16 protein-coding genes are annotated in these 16,860 nt (G+C 75.7%); 13 read left to right on the plus strand and 3 right to left on the minus strand.

Annotated elements, in window-relative coordinates; translation table 11 throughout:
- The first annotated feature begins 17 nt into the window (after positions 1-17).
- Positions 18-923: a 5-oxoprolinase subunit C family protein gene (locus D7231_RS26970; RefSeq protein ID WP_120758165.1), complete on the plus strand. Its 906-nt coding sequence runs from the start codon at positions 18-20 to the stop codon at positions 921-923.
- Between the two features lie 137 nt (positions 924-1,060).
- On the opposite strand, the gene D7231_RS36605 is transcribed toward D7231_RS26970, so the two are convergent.
- Positions 1,061-1,216, minus strand: coding sequence for a hypothetical protein (locus tag D7231_RS36605; RefSeq protein ID WP_158673822.1), 156 nt, complete (start codon positions 1,214-1,216; stop codon positions 1,061-1,063).
- A gap of 187 nt (positions 1,217-1,403) precedes the next feature.
- On the opposite strand from D7231_RS36605, the gene D7231_RS26975 reads away from it, so the two are divergent.
- The 5 genes from D7231_RS26975 (at position 1,404) to D7231_RS26995 (ending at position 7,101) form a co-directional block, all read left to right on the plus strand.
- Positions 1,404-1,835: an SPW repeat protein gene (locus tag D7231_RS26975; protein WP_120758316.1), complete on the plus strand. Its 432-nt coding sequence runs from the start codon at positions 1,404-1,406 to the stop codon at positions 1,833-1,835.
- 294 nt (positions 1,836-2,129) lie between these two features.
- A complete protein-coding gene (locus D7231_RS26980) occupies positions 2,130-3,581 on the plus strand; it encodes a cytochrome P450 (RefSeq protein ID WP_120758166.1) in 1,452 nt (483 codons plus the stop codon).
- Entirely contained in the window at positions 3,578-4,966 is a 1,389-nt protein-coding gene (locus tag D7231_RS26985) for a hypothetical protein (protein ID WP_120758167.1), read from the plus strand. The genes D7231_RS26980 and D7231_RS26985 overlap by 4 nt, the downstream gene beginning before the upstream one ends.
- Positions 4,967-5,032: 66 nt before the next feature.
- On the plus strand, positions 5,033-6,808 hold the full coding sequence (locus D7231_RS26990; RefSeq protein ID WP_120758168.1) for a peroxidase family protein: 1,776 nt from the start codon (positions 5,033-5,035) through the stop codon (positions 6,806-6,808).
- Positions 6,808-7,101 (plus strand): hypothetical protein, encoded by a 294-nt coding sequence (locus D7231_RS26995; protein ID WP_120758169.1) that lies wholly within the window; start codon positions 6,808-6,810, stop codon positions 7,099-7,101. Before D7231_RS26990 ends, D7231_RS26995 begins: the two co-directional genes overlap by 1 nt.
- Positions 7,102-7,411: 310 nt before the next feature.
- On the opposite strand, the gene D7231_RS27000 is transcribed toward D7231_RS26995, so the two are convergent.
- Positions 7,412-7,756 carry a hypothetical protein gene (locus D7231_RS27000; protein ID WP_120758170.1) on the minus strand — a complete coding sequence of 115 codons (345 nt, stop codon included), beginning with the start codon at positions 7,754-7,756 and terminating at the stop codon, positions 7,412-7,414.
- A gap of 172 nt (positions 7,757-7,928) precedes the next feature.
- Here D7231_RS27000 and D7231_RS27005 point away from each other — a divergent pair, with 172 nt between their 5' ends.
- The 7 genes from D7231_RS27005 (at position 7,929) to D7231_RS27035 (ending at position 16,527) form a co-directional block, all read left to right on the plus strand.
- Entirely contained in the window at positions 7,929-8,612 is a 684-nt protein-coding gene (locus tag D7231_RS27005) for a response regulator transcription factor (RefSeq protein ID WP_120758171.1), read from the plus strand.
- Positions 8,609-10,099 carry a sensor histidine kinase gene (locus tag D7231_RS27010; protein WP_241999944.1) on the plus strand — a complete coding sequence of 497 codons (1,491 nt, stop codon included), beginning with the start codon at positions 8,609-8,611 and terminating at the stop codon, positions 10,097-10,099. Before D7231_RS27005 ends, D7231_RS27010 begins: the two co-directional genes overlap by 4 nt.
- A 101-nt stretch (positions 10,100-10,200) precedes the next feature.
- Positions 10,201-11,544, plus strand: a complete 1,344-nt coding sequence (locus tag D7231_RS27015) for an FtsW/RodA/SpoVE family cell cycle protein (RefSeq protein WP_241999955.1) — start codon at positions 10,201-10,203, stop codon at positions 11,542-11,544.
- Positions 11,545-11,702: 158 nt separating this feature from the next.
- Positions 11,703-12,893: a cytochrome P450 gene (locus D7231_RS27020; protein ID WP_120758173.1), complete on the plus strand. Its 1,191-nt coding sequence runs from the start codon at positions 11,703-11,705 to the stop codon at positions 12,891-12,893.
- A 98-nt stretch (positions 12,894-12,991) separates the two neighbouring features.
- Positions 12,992-13,195 (plus strand): ferredoxin, encoded by a 204-nt coding sequence (locus D7231_RS27025; protein WP_120758318.1) that lies wholly within the window; start codon positions 12,992-12,994, stop codon positions 13,193-13,195.
- Between the two features lie 108 nt (positions 13,196-13,303).
- Entirely contained in the window at positions 13,304-14,944 is a 1,641-nt protein-coding gene (locus D7231_RS27030) for a carboxylesterase/lipase family protein (RefSeq protein ID WP_120758174.1), read from the plus strand.
- 41 nt (positions 14,945-14,985) lie between these two features.
- Positions 14,986-16,527: an ATP-dependent DNA ligase gene (locus tag D7231_RS27035; RefSeq protein ID WP_120758175.1), complete on the plus strand. Its 1,542-nt coding sequence runs from the start codon at positions 14,986-14,988 to the stop codon at positions 16,525-16,527.
- On the opposite strand, the gene D7231_RS27040 is transcribed toward D7231_RS27035, so the two are convergent.
- A complete protein-coding gene (locus tag D7231_RS27040; protein WP_120758176.1) occupies positions 16,517-16,798 on the minus strand; it encodes a hypothetical protein in 282 nt (93 codons plus the stop codon). The genes D7231_RS27035 and D7231_RS27040 overlap by 11 nt on opposite strands.
- Between the last annotated feature and the right edge of the window lie 62 nt (positions 16,799-16,860).

The raw sequence follows: 16,860 nt of genomic DNA on the forward strand, positions 1-16,860 counted from the left end.
CCGGAACGGACGGCCCCATGTCCGAAACGGACGACCGTACGACCGGAACGGCCGCCGGCCCGCCCGCCCTGACCGTCGTCCGGCCCGGCGCCCTGACGACCGTGCAGGACCTCGGCCGGCCCGGCCACGCGCACCTGGGCGTCGGCCGCTCCGGCGCCCTGGACCGGCCCGCGCACGAGCTCGCCAACCGCCTCGCCGGCAACCCCGCGGGCCACGCCACGCTGGAGACCACCGTCGACGGCTGCGCCGTGCGCGCCGGTACGGCCGTGACCGCGGTCGTGACCGGCGCGCCCTGCCCGGTGCGGGTCGACGGCCGCCCCGTGGCGTGGGGGGCCGCGGTGCGGGTGCCAGCGGGCGCCGTGCTGGACGTGGGCCGGGCAGCCGGGGGGCTGCGCAGTTACGTGGCGTTCGCGGGCGGCCTCGCCGTGCCGCCCGTCCTCGGCAGCCGCTCCCGCGACCTGCTGTCGGGCCTCGGGCCGGAGCCGCTCGCCGCGGGTGCGGTCCTGCCGCTCGGCGCGCCCTGCGGGCCGCCCGCGCACGCCGACGCCGTCCCGTGGGCGGGCCCGCCCGTCGGCGGGCTGGTGCTCCCGGTCGTGCTCGGCCCGCGCGACGACTGGTTCACTCCCGCCGCGCTGCGCACCCTGGCCCGCGGCGCCTTCCGGGTGGCGGCCGCGAGCAACCGGATCGGCCTGCGGACCGAGGGGCCGGCCCTGGAGCGCGCCACGGACGGCGAGCTCCCGAGCGAGGGCATGGTCCTGGGAGCCGTCCAAGTCCCCCCGGACGGCTGCCCGGTCGTCTTCCTGGCCGACCACCCGACGACCGGCGGCTACCCCGTCGTGGGTGTGGTCCCCGAGGCGGAACTGGCCGCCGCGGCCCAGGCCGTGCCCGGCACGCCGGTGCGGTTCGTGCCCGTACGGGGCTGAGCGCGCCCGTACGGGGACGGCTGGGCGTGCCCGTACGGGCAGGGGCCGCCGCGCGTCACGGCCGCGGGCGGCCTGCCCCGTGCTCGTCGCCGATCGGCCCCGGAGCTAACCGGTCCCAGGGTCAACCGGTCCCGGAGTCAGTCGAGGCCGCGGATGATGTGCGACTCGGCGTCGGGGTCCTCGCCGGTACGGTCCGGGGTCTCGCTCTGGACCGAACGGCGGGTCCGCGCGGCCTCCTCCCGGGTCTCGCCCCGGTGCTGCATCCGCTCGCCCTGTCCCTTGAGCTGTTCCACGGCCGCCTCCTCGCATCGCCGAACCCCCGGAAACCGACTGCCCGGGTTCCCCCAGGGTGACGGGGCGAAACCAGGTCCCAACACAGGGGAAATCGCCAGATATAACGACCCCCATTCAGGTGAAAATGCCGCCAATCAGGTTAAAATGCAGGCAGGTCAGACCTGACACTGAAAGAAGGTGGCTGACGTGACCGCCCCTACGTCGCCCCGGATAGACCAGCACCCGGACATCCTGGCGCTCCGCGCCCACTCCGAAGCGGCGACGAGCACCCCCGTCGCCCAGGCCGTTGAGGCACTCGCTCTCCTCTGCGGCGTCTACCTGGCCGCTTCACCATGGATTGTGGGCTTCAGCGGCGCCTCCACCCTTGCCATCCACAATCTGATCGTGGGTGCGGCCTTCGCATGCCTGGTCGGCGGTTTCGGCCCCGCCTATGAGCGCACCCACGCGATGAGCTGGGCAGCCCTCTGCCTCGGCGCCTGGACGATCATTTCGCCCTGGGTCGTCTCCGGTCACGCGTTCGCCACGGCCGCCGTCGTCAGCAATGTCATCGTCGGAGCGGTGGCATGCCTGGTGGCCCTCGCCCTGGCACGCATGGGGATGGCGAGGTCACGGCGCTGACCGCCCCCCGCCCTGAAGAAGGCTGGATTTCGCCGTTCTGCGGTTCTCCACCGCTCCTGCCCCTTGCCGTTGTCGTCGCCGTGGCCGTCCAGCCGGGACGGCCACCGGCGGCAGCAACGGCATTGGCAAGGGCACGAGCAAGGGGTAAGGGCGCGGCACCAGCGGCAACCTCAATCACCCTTTTCACCCCTGGGGATGAAAACTCGGGTGATCTTCCTACCTGATGACTCCGCCGGACCTGAAGTGGCAATGCTCCCCTCTCACTGATCACTTCAACCTCATGAGGTCCGACGCATGACGATCGCGCCCGGGGTCGGCACGGGCCGGGGGACGGCACTGCCCGCCGCATCCGCGGGAGAGAACCTCCGGCTCACCCTCGTCTATTTCCTCCCCAACTACCTCAAGGGCGCCTTCCGGTCCCGGCCCCGGATCGCCGCGCTCGTCGCGCGCGCGGACACCGCCCGCCGCGCCCCGGAGGCCATGCGCCGGCTGCGGCGGCGGCACGGCCGCGGCCCGGTCATGGTGCGCGGCGCCGCCGGCCCCGCCCTGCTCGTGCTCGACGCCGACGACGCCCGGCAGGTGCTGTCCGGCCCGGCCGAGGTCTACGCGGTCGACACCTGGGAGAAGGTGAGCGGGTTCGCGCCCGTCCAGCCCGAGACCCTCGTGGCCTCGCACGGCCGGCAGCGCATCGTGCGCCGGATGTTCAACGACGCGGTCCTGGACGCCGGCTGCCCGGTGCACCGGCTCGCGGACCGCTTCCTGCGCGTCGCCGGGGAGGAGGCCGCCGCCCTGCTGGGCCCCGGAGCCGTGGCCGGGCTGCGCGCCGAGGCCCTGCGGGAGAGCTTCGAGCGCGTGGGGCGGCGCTGCTTCCTGGGCGAGGCGGCCGCCGACGACGTGGAGTTCTCCCGGCTGCTCGGCGAACTCCTCGCCGAGGCCAACTGGATGGGGGCCCGCCGCTGGCGCGCCGGCCGCGCCCGCCGACTGCGCCGCAAAATGATGCAGCGCCAGGCGAGATATCTGTACGAGGCGGATCCGCGCAGCCTGGCCGGGCTGTTCGCGGCCGCGCCCCGGGGCCCCGAGACCGCCCCGGAGTGCCAGGTCAGCCACTGGTTCATGGCCCTCGGCTCGCTGAGCTCGGTGACGGCGCAGACGCTCGCCCTGCTCGCCACGCACCCGCGCCACCACGAGCGCGTCATGGAGGAGATCCGGGCGGCGGACCGCACCCACGGCCCGCGCACCGTCCCCGGCTTCCTCGGCATGCCCTACCTGCGCGCCTGCGTGCAGGAGGCGGCCCGGCTGTGGCCCCCGGTCGCGGGCCTGACGCGCCGGACCACGAGCGAGACCCGCTGGCGGGACGCCGTCGCGCCGGGCGGGGTCGGCGTCGTCGTGCCGGTCGCCTTCCACGCCCGCGACGGCGAACGCCTCGACTACGCCCACCGGTTCGCGCCCGAGAAGTGGCTGGACGGCACCGCGGAGCGCGACTGGGCGGTCGGCCCGTTCGGCCGTGGCGAGGCCCAGTGCAGCGGCATGGAGCTGGCGCTCCAGCTGGCCACCGGGTTCGTCGCCGAACTGCTGCGCGGCGGCGAGCTCGCCGTCGCGGGGGTCCGGCTCGGCCCCGGCCGGCCGCTCCCGCACACCTTCGACGCCTCGCGGCTGCGGATCGGGATCCGCGGCCCCCGGGCGCCGGAGGCCAGCACGGCGAAGGCCCGGGCCGCGCAGTCCCGCACGCCGGAGGAGGACGCATGACGGCAGCAAGCACCCCGGGCCCCCGGGACACCACAGGGGCCGGCCCGCAGGACGCGGCGGCCGCGGCCCGGCTCACCGCCGTGGCCCGCGAGCTGGCCGAGGCCGCCGGAGCGGTCCGGGCGGCGGGGCGGGCGGTCACGGCCGTCGCGAGCGACCCCGCGCTGCTCGCCTCGCTCGGCCGCTCGCCCCGCAGCGGCCTGCGGGCGGCGGGCGCCCTGGCCCGCGGCCTCACCGAGCCCGCCGGGCTCGGCCACGCCCCGGACGGCGGGCGGGCCGGGCACGCCGCCCGGCTGGCCGGCGTGGCCGCCCGCCGCGGGAGCCTGGCCGGCGACCTCGCGGCCACCGCGCTGCGGCTGCGGATCCGGCTGTGCGCGACCCGGCACGCCGAGTACGGGGCCGAGAGCCCGGTCCGGCGGATGCTCGTGGCCGTCGAAGCGGGCCTGCCCGCCCTGGCCCTGCGCATCCTCCGGGAGGACGTCCGCGTCCGCAGCGCCGGGCACGCCCTGGCCGCGCTCGCCCCGGCGTGGGAAGAGGTGACGGCGTGGGACGCCCTGGCCGACGGCAACCCCTTCAACGACGCGGCGGCCTGGCACACCGTCACGGGCACCCGCGTGCAGAGCGCTCCCCCGCCCGTCCCCCGGCCCCGCCGCTCCCCCGGCGCGGGCTCCCTCGCGGAGCCGCCGGACGGCGTGTTCCCGGACGGCCTGGACGAGGACGGCGGCATCTGCGCCCACCTGCGCAACCTGGCTGCCCTGGGCCCGGGCAGGATGCTCACCCGGCAGGTCACGGGCCCGGACGGCACCACCCGGTGCCTGGTGCTCCTGCCCGGACCGGAGTTCGTCCTGCCGCGCACCGCCTCCCCGGAGGGGTTGGTCGCGGCCGTCGCCGCACTCGGCTGCGGCGGCTCCCCGTACACGCTGGCCGCCCGCCACGCCCTCCGCCGCACCGTGCCCGACGGGATGCCGGTCGCGCTCGTCGGGCACGGCCTGGGCGGTGTGACGGCCCTGCACCTGGCCGGCGGCCCGGGGCGGACCGGCCGGGCCGTCACGCACGTCGTCACCGTCGGCTCGCCCACCGGCTCCGGGCGGCTGCCCGCGCCCCGCGCCCGCGTCGCCGGGCTGGCCGAAGAGCACGACCTGATGCCCCGTCTGGAGGGCCGCAGCCCGGTCCCGGCCCTGCCCCCGCCGCCGTGCCCGTCCCCGGACCGGCTGGAGCTCGCCTGGACGGATCCCTCGTACGACCTCCCGCTGTGCCTCGGCGCGGAGGCGTACGCGCAGAGCCTCGACAAGAGCGCCCCCGAGGCCCGCGACCGGGTGGACGAGCTGCTCGCCGCCTACCGGGGCCGGCCCGGAAAGACCGCCGTCCACCGCCTCCCGGGCGGCTAGGCCGGTGCGCCCGAGCACACGGAACTCCTTACGCACCACCCGCCGCAACCCTCACGGAGACTGTCGATGACGCCGGTACCGCGCCGCCGCGAGTGGCACGACCTCCCCTTCCCCCTCGCGCTGCTGGACCTCAGAAGACAGCGGCAAGTGCTGCGGACGCACAATCTGTACGACACCTACGGGGCCGGCGGGGAGCGTCCCCGCACGCCCGTCGCCGAACTCCTCCCCCACCGCAGCTACGACGGCTCGGGCAACGACCCCGGCGACGCCGACATGGGCCGGGCGGGCACCCGCTTCGACCGCAACTGTGCGCTGCCCGAGACGTACCCCGAGCCCGAGGACGACGGGCTGCTCTCGCCCAGCCCCCGCGAGGTCAGCCGGCAGCTGCTGCGCCGCCGCTCCGGCTTCCGCCCGGCGACCGGGCTGAACCTGCTGGCCGCGGCGTGGATCCAGTTCCAGAACCACGGCTGGTTCAGCCACGGCGACAACCGCGCCGACCGGCCGCTCGACGTGCCGCTCGGCGCGGACGACGACTGGCCGCAGTGCCCGATGCTCGTGCGCCGCTCCCGCCCCGACCCCGTCCCCCGCACGGACACCACCCGGCCGCCCACGTACGAGAACACCGTCAGCCACTGGTGGGACGGCTCCCAGCTCTACGGGTCGAGCGAGGAGCGGTGCCGCGCCCTGCGCACGGGCGAGCGCGGGAAGCTCGCCCTGGCCGGCGGGCGGCTGCCCGACGAGACCGCGCCCGGGCTGTCCGGCATCGACCTCACCGGCTTCAACGACAACTACTGGGTCGGGCTGTCCCTGCTGCACACGCTCTTCGCCAAGGAGCACAACGCGATCTGCGACCGGATCGCCGCCGCCCACCCCACCTGGGGCGACGAACGGCTCTTCCAGACGGCCCGGCTCGTCAACACCGCCGTCATGGCCAAGATCCATACGGTCGAGTGGACCCCGGGGATCATCGCCCACCCGGTCACGCGGGCGGCCATGCACATGAACTGGTACGGGGTCCTGCCCGCGCGGGTGCGGCGCCGCACCGGCCGGTTCGGCAGCGGCGAGATGCTGTTCGGCATCCCCGGCTCCCCCACCGACCACCACGCCGCGCCGTACTCGATGACGGAGGAGTTCGTCTCCGCGTACCGGATGCATCCGCTGATCCGCGACGAGTACGCCGTCCACTCGCACCGCACGGGCGCGCTCGTCGAGCGGACCGGCTTCGACGAGCTCCAGGCCCTGGCCACGCGGCCCGCGGTGGACAAGTACGGCGTCTCCGACCTGCTGTACTCCTTCGGCATCATGAACCCCGGCGACATCACCCTGCACAACCACCCCGACTGCCTGCGCGACCTCGTCCGGATCTCCGGCGAGCACGTCGACGTCGGCGCGGTCGACGTGCTGCGCGACCGCGAGCGGGGCGTGCCCCGCTACACCGCCTTCCGGGCCGCGCTGCACCGCCCGCCCGTCTCCGGCTTCGAGGAGCTGACCGGCGGTGACGTGGGGCTCGCCGCGGAGCTGCGCGAGGTCTACGACGGGCGGCTCGACCGCGTCGACACCATGGTCGGCATGTACGCCGAACGGCGGCCGCGGGGGTTCGCGTTCAGCGACACGGCGTTCCGGCTGTTCGCCCTGATGGCCTCCCGGCGGCTGAAGAGCGACCGCTTCTTCACCCGGGACTACCGCCCCGGGATCTACACCGCCGAGGGCATGGAGTGGATCGACCGCACCGGCATGGCCGACGTGCTCCTGCGCCACCACCCGGAGCTGGCCCCGGCGTTGCGGGGGGTGCGCAACGCGTTCGCGCCCTGGCGGATGCTGCGGCCCGGGGGGATCCGGTGATGGGCGGGGGCGCGGAGCACGCGCCCTGGTCACAGCCCGTCCGGGCGCAGGCCGCCTCGCTGCGGGAGCAGGCGGCCCGGCTGCGGTCGAGCGCGGAGGAGGTGGCGTCGCTGGGGGCGGAGGGCGCCGCGCTGCGCAAGCGGATGGTCGCCCACGCGGACCGCGCCGAGACGGCCGCGCGCTCCCTGGAACGCGCGGCGGAGTCCTTGGCTCACCACGAGGCGGTCCTGGCGGCCTTGGACCGCCGCCTGGAGGAGGGCGGCTCCGGCCCGCTGCGGCCGCGGTGGCGGTAGGCCCACCGGGCGGCCCGGAGCCGTAGGCGACCGAGCCGCCGTCCGGATTCCGCCGGACCCTCGCCATCGTGGCCGCGCGCATCGCGGCGGGTGCTTGCGCTGCCGCAAGCATGTGAGCACCGTCGCCGCGACGAAGGACCACGACAGTGGAGCCCGGCGGTGCCGGCACTGCCGTCCAGGCGGTCGGCGCCGGCGCCCGGGCGGCAGGGCCGGAGGGGGCGCCGGCGGCACCCCCTCCCTCCGCCGCCGTGGCGAGCAACCACAAGCGTGGAGCCCGGCGGTGCCGACGCCGCGGCAGTCCGGCGCGGCCTTAACGGGCCGCCAGCGCTCCCGCCGGTTCCCGGGCGTACCAGCGGTCGGCGCGGAGTTCGGCCAGGCCCTGGTCCGCGAGGCCCTGGACGTGCTTGGTGACCGTGCGCGGCTGGTAGCCCGCGGACGCGCACAGCTCTTCCAGGGAGGCCCCGGCGGCGCCGCACGTGCGCAGGCTCTCCCAGGTGCGCGCGGCGTGCCTGCCGAGCCCGGTCTCCTGCTCCAGGGGCTGCTGGGCCACCGTCACGGCCGGCCGCACGGGCATCACGCGGGGGCGGGCCGCGCCGACCGGCCGCGGTGTGCGGTTGACCCTGCGGTGCCTGCGGCCCTTCTGGCGTTTGCTCATGGATGTACCACTGCTCCGTCCTGTGGCGGGGTGCGTGCTGCGTGCTCTCCCCCGGGTCAACCCGGCGGTCATCAGGCGGTTACGGCCCTGTCTCCGAGTGTGCGGGACATCACGCGCGAGCCAGGAAGGACGCGCCGCAAGTGCTTCTGGTGGCATATGTGACGCTTGGGACGTGCGCATTCTGATAGTGGAGGACGAGGCCGGACTGGCCGATTCGCTGCGGCACGGCCTGTCCGCCGAGGGCCATCTGGTCGACGCCGTCCACGACGGGCACCGCGGTCTGGAGGCGGCGCTCACCGGCGTGTACGACGTGATCGTCCTGGACGTGATGCTGCCGGGGCTGAGCGGCTACGAGATCTGCCGGCGGCTGCGCGGGCTCGGCCAGTGGACGCCGGTGCTGATGCTCACCGCCAAGGACGGCGAGTACGACGAGGCGGAGGGGCTGGACGCGGGGGCGGACGACTACCTGTCGAAGCCGTTCTCGTTCGTCGTACTGCTCGCCCGGCTGCGCGCCCTGGGCCGCCGCCGGGGCCCGGCGGCGGCGCTCCCGCTGCGCGCCGGGGACCTGGTGCTGGATCCCGCGGCGCGCCGCTGCGCGCGCGGCGGGCGGGAGATCGAGCTGACCGCGCGCGAGCTGTCCGTCCTGCGGTACCTGATGGCGAACGCCGGGCAGGCGGTCGCCAAGCGGGACATCCTGGACGAGGTCTGGGACTTCCCCGGCGACACGGACCCGAACATCGTCGAGGTCTACATCTCCTCGCTGCGCAAGAAGATCGACGCGCCGTTCGGCCGGCGCACCATCGTGACGGTGCACGGCACCGGCTACCGCATCGACCCGGACGACGGATGCGCGTGAGACTTCCCTCGTCCCTGCCGTGGAGGCTGCGGCCGCCCCGTACGGTACGGGGCCGGTGCGCGGCCGCGGCGGCGCTGGCGATGGCCGTGGTCCTCGGCGTGGGCGGCACCTGGCTGTACTTGGTGCTGCGCGCCAACCTGCTGGACACCACGACCGGCCGCACCGAGCTGGCCGCCCGCGAGGTGGCGGCGCAGGCGGACGCCGGGGAGCTGCCCGCGCTGCTGGCCGCGCCGCGCGCGGGCGTCGACATCGTGCTCGTCCTGGACGCGGACGGCCGGGTCGTCGCGACGACCCGGCCGTCGGCGGAGGCCCTCGCCGAGGAGCTGGCGCCGCTGCGCCCGGAGGCCGGCCGGGACTCGGCCCACCGCATCCTGTCCGGGGCGCGGGCGGCGGGCGGCGGCCGGGCCGGCGAACCGGACCGTGCCGACGTGGTGGCCGTCCGCGCCCCGGCGCCGCCGGGGCCGGGCGGGGAGCGGCACGAGCGGTACGTGTACGCGCTGACCGTCCTCAACGACGTCGACGGCGCCACGCACGCCGTCGCGGTCGGGCTCCTGGCGGGCGCGCCGCCGCTGATCGCCCTGGCCGCGGCCATCGCGTGGGCGGTGACGGGGCTGGCCCTGCGGCCGGTGACCACGATCCGCACGGAGCTGGCCGCCGTCACGGCGAGCGCGCTGGACCGGCGGGTGCCGGTGCCGGCGGCCGGCGACGAGGTGACGCAGCTGGCCCGTACGGTCAACGCCACGCTGGACCGGCTGGAGCTGGCGGTCGGCCGGCAGCGGCAGTTCGTCGCGGACGCCTCGCACGAGCTGCGCAACCCCGTGGCCGCGGTGCGCTCCCGGCTGGAGGTCGCGCTGGCCGCGCCCGGCGGGCCGTCGCCGGAGGCCGTCGGCGCGGCGCTGGAGGACACCGTCAGGTTGCAGCGCGTGGCGGCGGACCTGCTGCTCCTGGCCCGGTTCGACGCGCGGGCGCCGATGGCCGCCGCGGAGCCGGCGGACCTCGCGCTGCTGGCGGCCGAGGAGGCGGCCCGCCGGCCGGCGCCGCGGGTGCCGGTGAGCGTGCGCGCGGGCGCCCCGGTACCGTTGCGCGGCCGGACCGGCCAGCTGGAGCGCCTGCTGGCGAACCTGGTCGACAACGCGCTGCGGCACGCCGCCTCCCGCGTGGTGATCACGGCGTCGCTCGACGAGGCGGCGGGGCGGGCGGTGCTGGAGGTGGCCGACGACGGGCCGGGGATCCCGGAGGAGGAGCGCGAGCGGGTCTTCGAGCGCTTCGTGCGGCTGGACGCGGCGCGCACCCGGGAGAGCGGCGGCAGCGGGCTGGGCCTGGCCATCGCCCGGGAGATCGCGCGGGCCCACGGCGGGAGCCTGGAGGCGGCGCCCGGCGGGGAGCCGGGCGGGAAGGGCGCGCGGCTGGTGGCGCGGTTCCCGGTGACCGGCGGGCCGGCTGACCCGGTGGCCGGGTCCCCACCGCACGGAACATCCGATTCCTGAACGTCCGTTCAGGAATCTCAGCTTTTCTTCAGGCCGGTCCCCCGATAGTGATCGGTGTGACCGTGGATTCCGTGCACCTCGACGGCAGTGACGAGCACCGCGTGCGGGCGCGGGGCCCGTCGGCGGCCGTGCGGCGGGGCCGCGAGGCGCTGCTGCTCGGCCTGGCCGTGCTGATCAGTTGCTTCGGCTACGTGTACACCGGCCTCGCGACGACCGGCCGGGTCCCGGACGGCTTCGCCGGGTTCGCGGGCGCCATGGGGTGCCTCGCGCTCGTGCCGCACCTGGCGGCGCGCCGCTGGGCCCCGTACGCCGACCCGCTGATCCTTCCGCTGGCCGTGCTGCTGTCGGGGATCGGCCTGGTGCTGCTGTACCGGCTGGACTTCTCGTACGCCGCGCGCTACTCCTCGGAGCCGACGGCCGCCGGCCAGCTGATGTGGACGGTCATCGGCGTGAGCTTGTGCGTGGGCGTGCTGATCGTCCTGAAGGACCACCGCCGGCTCCAGCGGTACATCTTCCTGACGATGGCCGTGGCGCTGGTGCTGCTGATGGCCCCGGCGTTCTTCCCCGGCGACACCTACGGCGCCAAGCGGTGGATCTTCATCGGCTCGCTGTCGTTCCAGCCGGGCGAGTTCGTCAAGACCATGATCGCGGTGTTCTTCGCGGGCTATCTGGTGATCCACCGGGACGCGCTGGCGCTCACGGGACGCAAGGTGCTGGGGGTGCGGCTGCCGCCCGGCCGGCAGCTCGCGCCGATCCTGACGGTGTGGGTGCTGAGCCTGCTGGTGCTCGTCTTCGAGCGCGATCTGGGCACGTCACTGATCTTCTTCGGGCTGTTCGTGGTGATGCTGTACGTGGCGACCGAGCGGTTCAGCTGGGTGCTGTGCGGGGTGCTGATGGCGGCGGCGGGCGCGGTCGTCGTCGGCTCGGCGGAGCCGCACGTCAAGGGCCGCATCGACGCCTGGCAGCACCCGTTCGCCGCGCTGCACAGTCAGAGCGCCGGCTCGGACCAGCTCGCGAAGGCGCTGTTCGGCTTCGGCAGCGGCGGCGTGACCGGCACGGGCCTGGGCACGGGCCACCCCGACCTGATCGGCTTCGCCGGCCGCAGCGACTTCATCCTCACCACGGTCGGCGAGGAGCTGGGCCTGGCCGGCACGATGGTCGTGCTGATGCTCTACGCGCTGCTGGCCCAGCGGGGCCTGAGCACGGCCGTGGCCCTGCGCGACCCGTTCGGGAAGCTGCTGGCGGTGGGCCTCTCGGCGGCCCTGGCCTTGCAGGTCTTCGTCGTGGCGGGCGGAGTGCTGGGCCTGATCCCGCTGACCGGCAAGGCGCTGCCGTTCCTCGCCAAGAGCGGCTCCTCGCTCGTCGCCAACTGGCTGATGGTGGCGCTGCTGATACGGATCAGCGACAGCGCGGGCCGGGCGCGCGCCGCGGGCGGGACCGGATGACGGCTTTTCGGTCGTGAAGGAGCGCCGGGCGACGCCTTGTTGACTGAGGCACCCATTTTTGCGGAGGCTTGGGTTACCGCCGGACGGCCGCACGGCCGGCGGCGGTACGGGGGAGCCACGGAATTCGCAAGAAGACCAGGTAGGAAAGAGGCGCCCGGATGTCCATCGCCCACGACGAGCCCACCGCCTATCCCTTCAACGAAGCCACCGGACTCGACCTGTCCGGGAAGTACGCGGAAGCGCGCAGCGGCGAGGGCCTGCTGCGCGTCCGCATGGAGTACGGCGAGCCCGCGTGGCTCGCCACGCGCTACGCCGACGCCCGGCTCGTCCTCGGCGACCGGAGGTTCAGCCGCGCCGAGGGCCTCCACCACGACGAGCCGCGCCGCGGCGAAGGGCCGCGCGACACCGGCCTGCTGAGCATGGACCCGCCCGACCACACCCGGCTGCGCACGCTGGTCACCAAGGCGTTCACCACGCCGCGGGTCGAGAAGCTGCGCCCGGACGTGCGCGCGCTCGCCGAAGGCCTGGTGGCCGCGATGGTGGCGGCGGGCCCGCCCGCCGACCTGGTCGAGGACTACGCCCTGCCCATCCCCGTGGCGGTGATCTGCCGGCTGCTCGGGGTGCCGCTGGAGGACCGGCCGCGGTTCCGCAGGTGGAGCGACGCCGCGCTGTCGACGAGTTCGCTGACCGGCGAGGAGAAGACCGCGAACCGGGACGAGCTGCGGGCCTACATGGCCGGGCTCATCGAGCAGCACCGCGCGCACCCGGCCGACGACCTGATGACGGCGCTGATCGAGGCCCGCGACGTCAACGACCGGCTCTCGGAGCTGGAGCTGACCGACCTGTGCGTGGGCATTCTCGTCGCCGGCCACGAGACCACCGCGACCCAGGTCCCCAACTTCGTGCTCACCCTCCTCGGCCACCCCGGCGCGCTCGAACGGCTGCGCACCGACCCGGACCTGATCCCGGCCGCCGTCGAGGAGCTGATGCGCTACGTCCCGCTGGGCGCGGGCGCCTCGTTCGCCCGTTACGCCCTGGAGGACGTCGAGGTGGGCGGGACGCTGGTGCGCAAGGGCGAGGCGGTGCTGGTGTCCGTCGGCGCGGCCAACCGGGACGCGGGGCGGTTCGCCGACCCGGAGACCCTCGACATCGGGCGGACGGGCAATCAGCACCTCGGCTTCGGCCACGGCGTGCACCACTGTCTCGGCGCGCCGCTGGCCCGGCTGGAGCTGCAAGAGGCGCTGCGGGCCCTGGTCCTGGGGCTGCCGGGGCTCCGCCCGGCCGGTGACATCGTGTGGAAGACGGAGATGCTGGTCCGCGGGCCGCGCTCGATGCCGGTGGCGTGGTGAGGGCCGTGCCGGACGCGACGACAGGAGCGGCGGCGGACACGGAGGCTACGAACGCGCAGACTGCGAACGCTCAGTCTGCGGACGCGAAGGCGTGGCGGGTGACCGTGGACCGGAGCGCGTGCCTCGGCTCGGGGATCTGCGCGTCCCTGGCCCCGGAGTCGTTCCGCCTGGAGGACGAGCGGTCCCGGCCGGTGAGAGAGACGGCGGAGCCCGGCGAGGCGCTGCTGGACGCGGCGGACTCGTGCCCCGCGGCGGCCATCACCGTCACCGAGGGGACGGAGGTCATCGGACCCAGGCCATGAGGTGACGGCCGGTAGTGGTGCGGCGCGGAGGTACGAACGGGCCGGGATGGGTACCTACCCCGGTGCCCGGGCCCGACCGCGTGCCCGCCGGCCGAAGGGACATCCGCAATGCAGCATGTCCGGCTCCCGCACCGCAGAGGCGGGGCGCTCCTGGCCCTCCTCCTCGCGCTGTTGTCCGTCACCTCCGCAGCCGCCGCGGCGCCGCCCGGGCCGCGGACCCGTACGCCGGACGGGCCGGTCGTGGGCACCGACCACGGCCAGGTGCGCGGCAGATCGCACGGCACGTACACCACGTACGAGGGCATACCGTACGCCGCGCCGCCGACCGGACCGCTGCGCTGGCGCGCCCCGCAGCCCGCACGCCCCTGGGAAGGCGTGCGGGACGCGGGGGCGCCCGGCCCGGTGTGCCTGCAACTGCCGGTGTTCGGCCCCGGGCCCGTCACCGGCTCCGAGGACTGCCTGTACCTCAACGTCACCACGCCGTCCGGCCGCGCCCCGGGCCGGGGCCGGCCCGTCATGGTGTGGGTGCACGGCGGCGGCTTCACCGGCGGCTCCGGCAGCGACTACGGCGCGGGGCGGATGGCCGCGCGCGGCGACGCCGTCGTCGTGACGCTCAACTACCGGCTGGGCGCCCTCGGCTTCTTCGGCCACCCGGAGCTCGGCGACGCGCCCTCCTTCGGCCTGGCCGACCAGCATGCGGCCCTGCGCTGGGTGCAGGCCAATGCCGCGCGCTTCGGCGGCGACCCGCGCAACGTGACCCTGTTCGGCGAATCGGCCGGCGCGATCAGCACCTGCGCCCAGCTCACCTCGCCCGGCGCGGCCGGCCTCTTCCACAAGGCCGTGCTGCAAAGCGGTTCGTGCGCGACGACGTTCCCCCGCGGCGCCACCGTCCCTGGCACGCCGGCCGCCGCCTTCTTCGTGCCGCAGAAGACCGTCCAGGACGCGGGTGCCACCGCGGCGGGCCGGCTCGGCTGCCCGGAGGGGCCCGGGGCGCTGGACTGCCTGCGCGGGCTGAGCGCGGAGAAGCTGGTGACGCCCGAGCTGTCGCAGGAGTTCAGCAAGCCCTCCTACGGCAACGCCCTGCTGCCGTCGGCGCCGGACCGCGCGCTGACCGCCGGCCGCTTCCACCGGGTGCCGGTGGTCCAGGGCACGAACAGCGACGAGATGCGGCTGTTCGTCGGCCTCAACCTGGGCACGTACCCGCTGCGGGACGAGCGCGACTACCGGGCCCGGCTGACGGAGTCCTTCGGCGCGGCCGCGGGCGCCGTCCAGGCGGAGTACCCGCTGAGCAAGTACCCCACGCCCGCGCTGGCCTGGGCCGCGGTGCTCACCGACAACACGTTCGCGTGCTCGTCGGACCGGGTGAACAAGGCACTGGCCGGGCGCACGCCCACGTACGCGTACGAGTTCGCCGACCGTGACGCGCCCGTCCTCCAGGGCATTCCCGAGGTGCCCGGGTTCCCCTACGGGGCCTCGCACGCCTTCGAACTGCCCTATCTGTTCGACGGCTTCCCGCTCCAGAAGCCGCTGAACGAGGCGCAGGTCGCGCTGGCGGACCGGATGACCGACTACTGGACGCGCTTCGCGCGCACCGGCGACCCGAACGCGCCCGGCGCCCCGCGCTGGCCGGTCTTCCGGGACCGGGCCCCGCTCACGCAGTCCCTCGCGCCGGGAGCGGACGGCATCCGTCCGTTCGACTTCGGCGCCGCCCACCACTGCGGGTTCTGGGAGAAGCAGCGGCAGGGCTGAGCCGGACTGCGCGCCGGGTGTGCCCGTAGCACGATGAAGGCATGCTCCTCGCCGATGTCGCCCGCGTGTCCGCCGAGGTGGCCGCGACGTCCGCGCGGTCGGAGAAGACCGCCCTGCTGGCCGGTCTCTTCCGCGGCGCGGACCCGCACGAGGCGCCGGTCGCCCTGACGTACCTGTCGGGGCGGCTGCCGCAGGGCAGGATCGGCGTCGGCTGGAGCGTGCTGCGCGATCCGCCGGCACCCGCGGCCGTGCCCGTGCTGACCGTCGCGGAGGTGGACCGGGCGGTCGGCGCCCTCGCCGCCGTCGCCGGCAAGGGCGCGCAGGCCGAGCGGCGCCGCCTGGTGGACGCGCTGATGGGCGCGGCCACCGCGCAGGAGCAGCGCTTCCTGCGGGGCCTGCTCGGCGGGGAGCTGCGCCAGGGCGCCCTGGACGCACTCGCGGCCGAGGGGCTCGCGGCGGCCGCCGGCGCGGACCCCGCCGAGGTGCGGCGGGCCGTGATGCTGGGCGGTTCGCTCGCCGCGGTCGCCCGGGAGCTGCTGGCGCGGGGCCCGGCGGCGCTGGCGGACTTCCGGCTGGAGGTCGGGCGCCCGGTGCTGCCGATGCTGGCGCACACCGCCGGGGACGTCGGCGAGGCGCTGGACCGGCTCGGGCCTTGCGCCGTCGAGGAGAAGCTCGACGGCATCCGCGTGCAGGTGCACCGGGACGGCGGCTCCGTACGGATCTGGACGCGCAGGCTGGAGGAGATCACCGAGCGGCTGCCGGAGCTGTGCCGCGTGGCGCGCGAGCTGCCGGTGTCGTCCGCCGTGCTGGACGGCGAGGTGATCGCGCTGGACGCGGAGGGCAGGCCGCGCCCGTTCCAGGAGACCGCGGGCCGGGTCGGCTCGCGGCTGGACGTGGCCGGGGCGGCGGTGACGGTGCCGCTGTCGCCGGTCTTCTTCGACCTGCTGGCCGTGGACGGCCGGGACCTGCTGGCGCTGCCGGCGGCCGGGCGCCACGCGGAGCTGGCGCGGGTGGTGCCCGGGCCGCTGCGGGTGCGGCGGCTGGTGGTCGCGGATCCGGCGGATGCCGGAGCCCGTGCCGCGGCGCGGGACTTCGCGGAGGAGGTGCTGCGGCGCGGGCACGAAGGTGTGGTGGTCAAGGCGCTGGACTCGCCTTACACGGCGGGGCGGCGGGGCTCCGCGTGGCTGAAGGTGAAGCCGGTCCACACCCTGGACCTGGTGGTGCTGGCGGTGGAGCGGGGGCACGGGCGGCGTACGGGGAAGCTGTCGAACCTGCACCTGGGAGCGCGGCGGCCGGACGGCTCGTTCGCGATGCTGGGCAAGACGTTCAAGGGCATGACGGACGCGATGCTGGCGTGGCAGACGGAGCGGCTGCGGGAGCTGGCGGTGAGCGACGACGGCTTCGTGGTGACCGTGCGGCCGGAGCTGGTGGTGGAGGTCGCCTTCGACGGCGTCCAGCGGTCCTCCCGGTACCCGGCGGGGGTGACGCTGCGGTTCGCGCGGGTCGTGCGGTACCGGGAGGACAAGCGGGCGGAGGAGGCCGACACGGTGGACGCCGTGCTGGCCCTGGGCGCTACGGGTTGACGTTCGCGGGGACGGCCGCCATCTTGCGCTTGAGGCTGCCGAGTTGCCCGTGTTCCTGGAGCAGGGCCCGGTAGTCGAGGGCGGGGGCGACCGGGGAGCCGTCGGTGAGGCTGAAGGCGACGGTGTACTCGGTGGTGTCCTCGCCGCGGGAGAAGGCGGGGGCGGCGGTGGCGCTGACGGCGCCCGGGGCGCCGGGGGCGGTCGCGGCCGGCGCGGGACCGCACGACTCGCCGCGCAGTAAATCACCCCCGCCGCAACGGCGATCGACCACGAACGGCCGGTCCGGCGGTGCCGGACCGGCCGTTCGTGGTCGGGTCCGGTCCCCGCCCGGCC

It is taken from the genome of Streptomyces klenkii (genome assembly GCF_003626645.1).
In the GTDB taxonomy this organism is placed as follows: domain Bacteria; phylum Actinomycetota; class Actinomycetes; order Streptomycetales; family Streptomycetaceae; genus Streptomyces; species Streptomyces klenkii.